This is a genomic window from Caldalkalibacillus salinus, assembly GCF_016745835.1.
GTDB lineage: Bacteria > Bacillota > Bacilli > Caldalkalibacillales > JCM-10596 > Caldalkalibacillus_A > Caldalkalibacillus_A salinus.
This window is the reverse complement of sequence record NZ_JAERVL010000034.1, coordinates 1-492: the sequence shown is the minus strand read 5'-3', so window position 1 is coordinate 492 and position 492 is coordinate 1. Positions and strand designations below refer to the sequence as shown.

The 492-nt window shown below is 54.3% G+C and carries 5 tRNA genes; all 5 read right to left on the bottom strand.

The features are described from left to right. Window positions 1–4: 4 nt before the first annotated feature. The 5 genes from JKM87_RS16535 to JKM87_RS16515 all read right to left on the bottom strand — a co-directional run bounded on the left by JKM87_RS16535 (window position 5) and on the right by JKM87_RS16515 (window position 412). Window positions 5–78 (bottom strand) — tRNA-Cys (locus tag JKM87_RS16535). A gap of 7 nt (window positions 79–85) precedes the next feature. Further along, window positions 86–160: transfer RNA gene (locus JKM87_RS16530), tRNA-Gly, on the bottom strand. 8 nt (window positions 161–168) lie between these two features. Beyond that, a tRNA-Gln gene (locus JKM87_RS16525) sits at window positions 169–243 on the bottom strand. A gap of 11 nt (window positions 244–254) precedes the next feature. Continuing rightward, window positions 255–330, bottom strand: a tRNA-His gene (locus JKM87_RS16520). 8 nt (window positions 331–338) lie between these two features. After that, a tRNA-Trp gene (locus JKM87_RS16515) sits at window positions 339–412 on the bottom strand. Window positions 413–492 lie beyond the last annotated feature (80 nt).

Genomic DNA, 492 nt, shown 5'->3' with positions numbered 1-492 from the left:
ATAATGGAGGCGGCACCCAGATTCGAACTGGGGATAAAGGTTTTGCAGACCTCTGCCTTACCACTTGGCTATGCCGCCTTAATAATGGAGCGGAAAACGGGGTTCGAACCCGCGACCTTCGCCTTGGCAAGGCGACGCTCTACCGCTGAGCTATTTCCGCAAAGTTAATGGCTGGGCTAGCTGGATTCGAACCAGCGCATGACGGAGTCAAAGTCCGTTGCCTTACCACTTGGCTATAGCCCATCAAAAATTCATGGGGCGACTAGTGGGAATCGAACCCACGAGTGTCGGAGCCACAATCCGATGCGTTAACCACTTCGCCATAGCCGCCATATTATTGGCAGGGGTAGTAGGAATCGAACCCACACTGGCGGTTTTGGAGACCGCTGTTCTACCGTTAAACTATACCCCTATAATGGTGGAGGGGGAGGGATTCGAACCCCCGAACCCTGAGGGAGCGGATTTACAGTCCGCCGCGTTTAGCCACTTCGC